Raw genomic sequence first — 7,245 nt, forward strand, 5'->3', positions numbered from 1 at the left:
CGCCTGCCCGAGCCGCTGCGCTGGCGCGCGCCGGACGGCAGCGCGCGCGCCCTGCGCATGACCGCCGCACCGATCGGCGAGGGCGGCGAGGGCGGCGTCATCGTGCTCAGCGACGTCACCGAGACCCTCGCGATCACCGCCCGCCTGCAGCACGAAGCCACCCACGACCTCCTCACCGGCCTGCCCAACCGCGCCCTGCTGCTCGACCGCCTGCAGCAGGCGCTCGCCGGGGCGGTCCGCCGCGGCAGCCTGGTGGCGCTGCTGTTCGTCGACCTCGACCGCTTCAAGCGCATCAACGACAGCCTCGGCCACTACGTCGGCGACGAGGTGCTGCGCGTGGTCGCGGAGCGCCTGCAGGCCGCGGTGCGGGCGGGCGACACGGTGGCGCGCTGGGGCGGCGACGAGTTCATCGTCCTGATGGACAACCTCGCCGACCACGGCGCGGTGGTGGCGGTGGCGCGCAAGCTCATCGACCTGCTCGAGCGCGAGGTCGAGACCACCGGCGGCACCGGCATCGTGCTGTCGTGCAGCGTCGGCATCAGCATCGGGCCGCAGGACAGCGCCGACGCCCAGACCCTGCTTTCAATGGCGGACAAGGCGATGTACCGCGCCAAGACGGAGGGCGGCAGCCGCTACACCTTCTACGGCCCCGAGATGAACACCTGGTCGCGCGACCGCCTGAGCATGGAGGCGGCGCTGCGCCGCGGGCTGACGAACCGCGAGTTCGAGCTCTTCTACCAGCCGCAGATCGACATCGCCAACGGCCGCCTCGCCGGGCTCGAGTCGCTGATCCGCTGGAACCGGCCCGAGCGTGGCCTGGTGCGCCCGGACGAGTTCATCCCCGCCGCGGAAGAGAGCGGGATCATCCGCAACATCGGCGAATGGGCGATCCACGAGGCCGCCGGGCAGGCCGCGCGCTGGAACCGCGAGGGCCTGCTCGGCGTCCCGCTGGCGGTGAACGTGTCGGCCCGCCAGTGCTCGGACATGGCGATCGTGGACACCATCCGCGCCACCCTCGCCGAGACCGGGCTGCCCCCGCGCATGTTCAAGGTGGAGCTGACCGAGTCGACCGCGATGCGCGACCCCGAGCGCGCCGCCGAGCTGCTGCGCAGCATCCACGCGCTCGGCGCGGGCATCGCGGTGGACGACTTCGGCACCGGGTATTCCTCGCTCTCGCTGCTCAAGCGCTTCCCGATCTCGGAGCTCAAGATCGACAAGAGCTTCGTCGGCGACATCGCCAGCGACAGCGACGACGCGGCGATCGTGCGCAGCACCATCGCGCTCGCCCACGGCCTCGGCATCGAGGTCGTCGCCGAGGGCGTGGAGACCGAATCCCAGCTCGCCTTCCTCGCCCGGCACGGCTGCAACTCGGCGCAGGGCTTCCTGTTCGCCAAGCCGCTCCCCGCCGGCGAGATCCGCGCCTGGCTGGAAACCCCGCCACCCCACGTCGAGCGCGCGGTGCGGAATTCGAGGCGTGGGGCGTGAGGCGTGAGGGGCAAAGCCGGTGCGCTGCGCTCGGAAGGGAAAGCGTGCACTCAAAAAACGCAGCCCCGGACGGCGCAGACGCCGTGCGGGGCTGAAGCGTCCCGGGCCGAAGGGAGGACGGCCCGGGCGAGGGAGAGGATGCTGCGGTGCCCGGCTCAGGGATGCCCGGACTTGCCCGCCTTGATGTCGTGGTACCACTGCTCGTGGTGCTCGCGCGCCCAGGTCTCGTCGACATAGCCGGTCTTCATGGACTCGTAGGCGCCCTCGGCGCCGAGCGTGCCCATGTAGATGTGGCCGAAGGCCAGCGCCAGCATCAGGATGGCGCCGATCGCGTGCACGATGTTCGCGGTCTGCATGTCGGAGCGCGTCCACTCGCCCAGGTTCGGGAAGTCCATGATCAGCCCGGTCACCGCCACGGTGAAGCCGAGGATGGTGACGCCGAACCAGAACCAGGTCTTCTCGCCGAAGTTGAAGCGCCCCGAGGGCACGTGGCTGCCGTCGAGCAGGCCGCCGGCGCGGCGGATCCACACCGCGTCGATCGGCCGCCACACGTTGTCGCGCAGGAAGGCGAAGAACATCAGCAGCACGAAGACCCCGAACAGCGGACCGACGTAGTTGTGCACCAGCTTGCCGGCGTTCAGCAGCAGCCCCAGCCCGCCGTGGCCGATGAGCGGCAGCAGCACGTGCTTGCCGAACAGGATCGCCACGCCGGTGACCGCGAGCAGCAGGAACGTGATCGCCGTGCCCCAGTGCACGAAGCGCTCGAAGCCCGAGAAGCGCAGCATCTTGCGCCCGGTCTTCTGGCCATGCAGCTTCATCGTGCCCTTGATCATCCAGAACAGCAGGATGGCCGAAGGCACGAGGATGAGCAGCCAGCCGCCGTACAGCGTGACCGGCCCGTTGCGCAGCTGGCGCCAGGTGTTGCCTTCGCTCTGGATCAGCACGCCGGCCTCGGGACCGCGCACGGTGGTGAAGTGCTCCTCGCCGGAGCGCACCGCGCGCCACACCGGCGCGTTGTTGAGCGGCCGCTCGACCTGGCGCTGGGCCTGGTCCGCGGCGCTGCTGCCGGGCGGCGGTTCGGCCGCGTGCAGCGGCAGCGCCGTCGCCCACAGCATGAGCGCGAGCAACAGCACGGCCAGCCAGCCGCCGTGCCGCACCCGCATCGATGGTGTCGTCATGGCGCTCTCCTCACTGGATGCGGTTGTACTCGTTCTGGCCACGGGAACGCTCCTTCAGCGCCTTCTCCCAGGCCGCGCGGTCGCCCTTGAACTCGCCGCCTTCCCAGGGGCGGGCGTCGGTCTTGCCGCGGTACTGGCCCTGCTCGTACACGGTGACCTGCGGCACCTCGCTGCAGGCCGCGAGGCCGAGCAGCGCGGCGCCGGCGAGCGCCGCGAGCGGGATCGACTTCAGTTTGCGCGCGCTCATGACTGGCCCTCCCGCTTGCGTTCCTGCTTGCGCTCGCCGCCGCCGTAGGCGGCATCCCAGCCCCACACCTCGGCGCCGGTGCCGCGGCGCAGCACGCGCTCGCGGAAGATGTTGGCCACCACGTCGGCGTCGCCGGCGATCAGCGCCTTGGTCGAGCACATCTCGGCGCACAGCGGCAGCTTGCCGTCGGCGAGCCGGTTGGAGCCGTACTTCTCGTACTCGGCGGCCGAGTTGGTTTCCTCGGGGCCGCCGGCGCAGAAGGTGCACTTGTCCATCTTGCCGCGCGCGCCGAAGGCCGCCGGGCCGTTGGGGAACTGCGGCGCGCCGAACGGACAGGCGTAGAAGCAGTAGCCGCAGCCGATGCACTTGTCCTTGTCGTGCAGCACCACGCCGTCTTCGGTCTTGTAGAAGCAGTCGGTCGGGCACACCGCCATGCACGGCGCGTCCGAGCAGTGCATGCAGGCCACCGAGATCGAGCGCTCGCCCGGCACGCCGTCGTTCATCGTCACCACCCGGCGGCGGTTCACGCCCCAGGGCACCTCGTGCTCGTTCTTGCACGCGGTGACGCAGCCGTTGCATTCGATGCAGCGCTCGGCGTCACAGAGAAATTTCATGCGTCCCATCGTGTTCTCTCCTCGTCCTTACGCCTTGCTCACGCGGCACAGGGTGGTCTTGGTTTCCTGCATCATCGTCACCGAGTCGTAGCCGTAGGTCGTGGCGGTGTTGACCGCCTCGCCACGCACGACCGGCGCCGCACCCTCGGGGTAGAACTCGAGCATGTCCTTGCCCTGCCACCAGCCGGAGAAGTGGAAGGGCAGGAAGACCGTGCCCGGCGCCACGCGCTGGGTGACCTGGGCGCGCACCTTGAGCTTCGCCTTGGTGGGCGACTCGACCCAGATGTACTCGCCGTTGCGGAAGCCTGCGTCGTTGGCGTCCTTCGGGTTCACCTCGGCGAACATCTCCTGCTGCAGCTCGGCCAGCCAGGGGTTGGAGCGGGTTTCCTCGCCGCCGCCCTCGTACTCGACCAGACGGCCGGAGGTCATCACCAGCGGGTAGTCCTTCGAGATGTCCTTCACCTTCTCCTGCATCGACTTGTACAGGGTGGGCAGGCGCCAGAACTTCATCTTGTCGTCGTGGGTCGGGTACTTGGCGACCAGGTCCGGGCGCGGCGAGTAGATCGGCTCGCGGTGCTGCGGCACGGGGTCGGGGAAGTTCCACACCACCGCGCGCGCCTTGGCGTTGCCGAAGGGGTGGCAGCCGTGGTTCTTCATCGTGACGCGGATGATCCCGCCCGAGGGGTCGGTCTTCCAGTTCTTGCCCTCGGCCGCGGCCTTCTCTGCGTCGGTGAGCTCGTCCCACCAGCCCAGCTTCTTCAGCAGCACGTGGTCGAACTCGGGGTAGCCCATCTGCAGGTCGGCGCCCTTGGAGGCCGAGCCCTCGCCGGCGAGCAGCGACACGCCGTCCTTCTCGACGCCGAAGTTGGCGCGGAAGTTGCCGCCGCCGTCCATGACGTGCTTGGAGGTGTCATAGAGGTTGGGCGTGCCCGGGTGCTTCATCTCGGGCGTGCCGTAGCACGGCCACGGCAGGCCGAAGTACTCGCCGTCGCAGGGGCCGCCCACCGCCTTCAGCGTCTTCACGTCGAAGGTGTGCATGTTCTTCATGTGCAGCTTGAGGCGCTCGGGCGACTGGCCGGTGTAGCCGATGGTCCAGGTGCCGCGGTTGATCTCGCGCAGCGTGTCCTCCATGCTCGGCTCGTCCCAGCCCTGGGCGTCCTTCTCGAGCTTGATGTTCTTCACGAACTGCTCGCCCCAGCCGAACTTCTTCGCGAAGGCGTACATGATGGTGTGGTCGGGCTTGGACTCAAACAGCGGCTCGATGACCTTCTCGCGCCACTGCAGCGAGCGGTTCGACGCGGTGGCCGAGCCGACGGTCTCGAACTGGGTGCAGGCCGGCAGCAGGTACACGCCCTCCTTCCTCACCATCGCCGCCATCGCCGCGGTCGCCGACGGGTAGGGGTCGATCACCACCAGGGTGTCGAGCGCCTTCATCGCCTCGACCATCTCGGCGCCGCGCGTCTGCGAGTTGGGCGCGTGGCCCCAGTACACCACCGCGCGCAGGTTGCCCGCAGGCTGGTCGATGAGCTCCTTGTTCTCGAGCACGCCGTCGATCCAGCGCGACACCGTGATGCCGGACTTCTCCATCAGCTCCTGCGAGACGTAGCGGCTCTTGACCCACTCGTAGTCCACGCCCCACACGCTGGACCAGTGCTTCCACGAACCGGTGGCCAGCCCGTAGTAGCCGGGCAGCGAGTCGGGGTTGGGGCCGACGTCGGTCGCGCCCTGCACGTTGTCGTGGCCGCGGAAGATGTTGGCCCCGCCGCCCGCCTTGCCGATGTTGCCGAGCGCGAGCTGCAGGATGCAGGAGGCGCGCACCATCGCGTTGCCGATCGAGTGCTGGGTCTGGCCCATGCACCAGACGATGGTGGAGGGGCGGTTCTCGGCCATGGTGCGCGCGGCCAGCAGCATCTGGTCCTCGGGCACGCCGCAGGCTTCTTCCACCTTGTCCGGCGTCCATTTGGCGAGCACTTCCTCGCGGATCTTGTCCATGCCGAAGACGCGGTCGTCGATGTACTGCTTGTCTTCCCAGCCGTTCTGGAAGATGTGGTAAAGCAGGCCGAACAGGAAGGGCACGTCGGTGCCCGAGCGAATGCGGATGTACTGGTTGGCCTTGGCCGCGGTGCGGGTGAAGCGCGGATCCACCACGATCATCTTCGCGCCGTTTTCCTTGGCGTGCAGGATGTGCAGCAAGGACACCGGGTGCGCCTCGGCCGCGTTCGAGCCGATGAACAGCATCGCCTTGGCGTTCTGCATGTCGTTGTAGGAGTTCGTCATCGCGCCGTAACCCCAGGTGTTCGCCACGCCCGCCACGGTGGTGGAGTGGCAGATGCGCGCCTGGTGGTCGCAGTTGTTGGTGCCCCAGAAGGAGACGAACTTGCGCAGCAGGTAGGCCTGCTCGTTGTTGTGCTTGCTCGATCCGATCCAGTACACCGCGTCGGGGCCGGATTCCTCGCGGATCTTGAGCAGGCGGTCGCCGACCTCGCTGAGCGCCTGCTCCCACGAGATCTTCTGGTACTTGCCGTCGACCAGCTTCATCGGGTACTTGAGGCGGTATTCGCCGTGGCCGTGCTCGCGCAGCGCCGCACCCTTGGCGCAGTGCGCGCCGAGGTTGATCGGCGAGTCGAACACCGGCTCCTGGTGCACCCACACGCCGTTGCGCACGATGGCATCGCTGGCACAGCCCACCGAACAGTGGGTACATACCGTGCGACGGACCTCGGCCTTGCCCTCGGCGCGCGAGGCGCCCGCGGGCGCGGCGGCCTCGGCGGCGCCGATGAAGTTATAGGGCAGCTGGGTGGCGAGCGCGCCCGCACCCACGCCCAGGCCCGAGCGCTTGAGGAAGGCGCGGCGGTCCATGGTCTGGCCGAGCTGGCGCGCGGCGGCGCCGCGCAGGCGACGCGCACCGGTGGCGGCGGTCGCGGATTTCTTGGTCAACATCCTCGCGTCCTCCTCAGATCCGCGTCGTGCGGTAGTAATTGCGCACGTGCTCGCTCACGCCCTGGTCGGCGGCCTCGCGGCGCGCGTCCTCGACCACCTTGGCGGTAACCGGCGTGGCCTGCGCGGCGGTCGCCGCCAGCGCGGCGGCACCCGCGGCCCCGCCGGCACCGATCGCGGCCAGGAAGTTGCGGCGCGACAGCTTGGTGTTTTCGTCCTTCATCCTCGCTCTCCCCTCTATGCGCCGGAGCGGCTCGTGCCGGCCCGGCCTCGTTTCCATGACGGCCGCGCTCAGCGCGCTTCCGCCTCCAGCATGTCGAACGCCTCGCGCTCGATGTCCATGAAGGCCGCCAGCAGGCCGCCGACCTTCGCGTAGAAGTCCGCCCCCGGCGCCGCCGCCAGCGCACCGGCGAACTGCGCGTACCAGGGCGCGATGTGGCGGCCGAAGAAGCGCCGCTGGCGTTCAAGCCCGGCCTCGTCCGGCCCGGTCAGCACCAGGTGGCGCATGACCTCGGCGAGCGCGGCGATGTGGTCCTCGGTCTCGGTGACGCCCGGGCGACGGCCGAGACCGAGTTCGGCGAGGTCGTCGCGCAGCTCGGCGAGCGGCTCTTCCTGCAGGAAGCCGGTGAGGTACCAGGAGCCGTTGCTCATCACCTCGGGCTTGCCGACGCTGACGAAGAGCGCGTCGAACTCGTCGGCCACCGCCTGCGGCGCCATCGCCTGCGCGGCGGCGCCCAGGGCGGCCCAGGCGCGCGGCAGCTCGCCGCCCTCGCCGCCGAGCGTG

At 69.5% G+C, this 7,245-nt stretch carries 7 protein-coding genes; 1 reads left to right on the forward strand and 6 read right to left on the reverse strand.

Annotation, left to right across the window (positions count from 1 at the left end; translation table 11 throughout):
- The coding region (locus tag C667_RS18205; protein ID WP_004374265.1) for a putative bifunctional diguanylate cyclase/phosphodiesterase at positions 1–1,485 on the forward strand (1,485 nt) is incomplete at its 5' end.
- Positions 1,486–1,640: 155 nt separating this feature from the next.
- Here C667_RS18205 and C667_RS18210 read toward each other — a convergent pair.
- From C667_RS18210 to C667_RS18235, 6 genes are all read right to left on the reverse strand, one after another.
- Positions 1,641–2,663, reverse strand: a complete 1,023-nt coding sequence (locus C667_RS18210; RefSeq protein ID WP_039922130.1) for a formate dehydrogenase subunit gamma — start codon at positions 2,661–2,663, stop codon at positions 1,641–1,643.
- Positions 2,664–2,673: 10 nt separating this feature from the next.
- Positions 2,674–2,910, reverse strand: coding sequence for a hypothetical protein (locus tag C667_RS18215; protein ID WP_004374271.1), 237 nt, complete (start codon positions 2,908–2,910; stop codon positions 2,674–2,676).
- Positions 2,907–3,533, reverse strand: a complete 627-nt coding sequence (gene fdh3B / locus C667_RS18220; protein ID WP_004374274.1) for a formate dehydrogenase FDH3 subunit beta — start codon at positions 3,531–3,533, stop codon at positions 2,907–2,909. Before fdh3B ends, C667_RS18215 begins: the two co-directional genes overlap by 4 nt.
- Before the next feature lie 18 nt (positions 3,534–3,551).
- On the reverse strand, positions 3,552–6,464 hold the full coding sequence (locus C667_RS18225; protein ID WP_004374278.1) for a formate dehydrogenase subunit alpha: 2,913 nt from the start codon (positions 6,462–6,464) through the stop codon (positions 3,552–3,554).
- 13 nt (positions 6,465–6,477) lie between these two features.
- Positions 6,478–6,684 carry a twin-arginine translocation signal domain-containing protein gene (locus C667_RS18230; protein ID WP_004374280.1) on the reverse strand — a complete coding sequence of 69 codons (207 nt, stop codon included), beginning with the start codon at positions 6,682–6,684 and terminating at the stop codon, positions 6,478–6,480.
- 68 nt (positions 6,685–6,752) lie between these two features.
- The coding region (locus C667_RS18235; protein ID WP_004374283.1) for a TorD/DmsD family molecular chaperone at positions 6,753–7,245 on the reverse strand (493 nt) is incomplete at its 5' end.

It is taken from the genome of Thauera phenylacetica B4P, assembly GCF_000310225.1.
In the GTDB taxonomy this organism is placed as follows: domain Bacteria; phylum Pseudomonadota; class Gammaproteobacteria; order Burkholderiales; family Rhodocyclaceae; genus Thauera; species Thauera phenylacetica.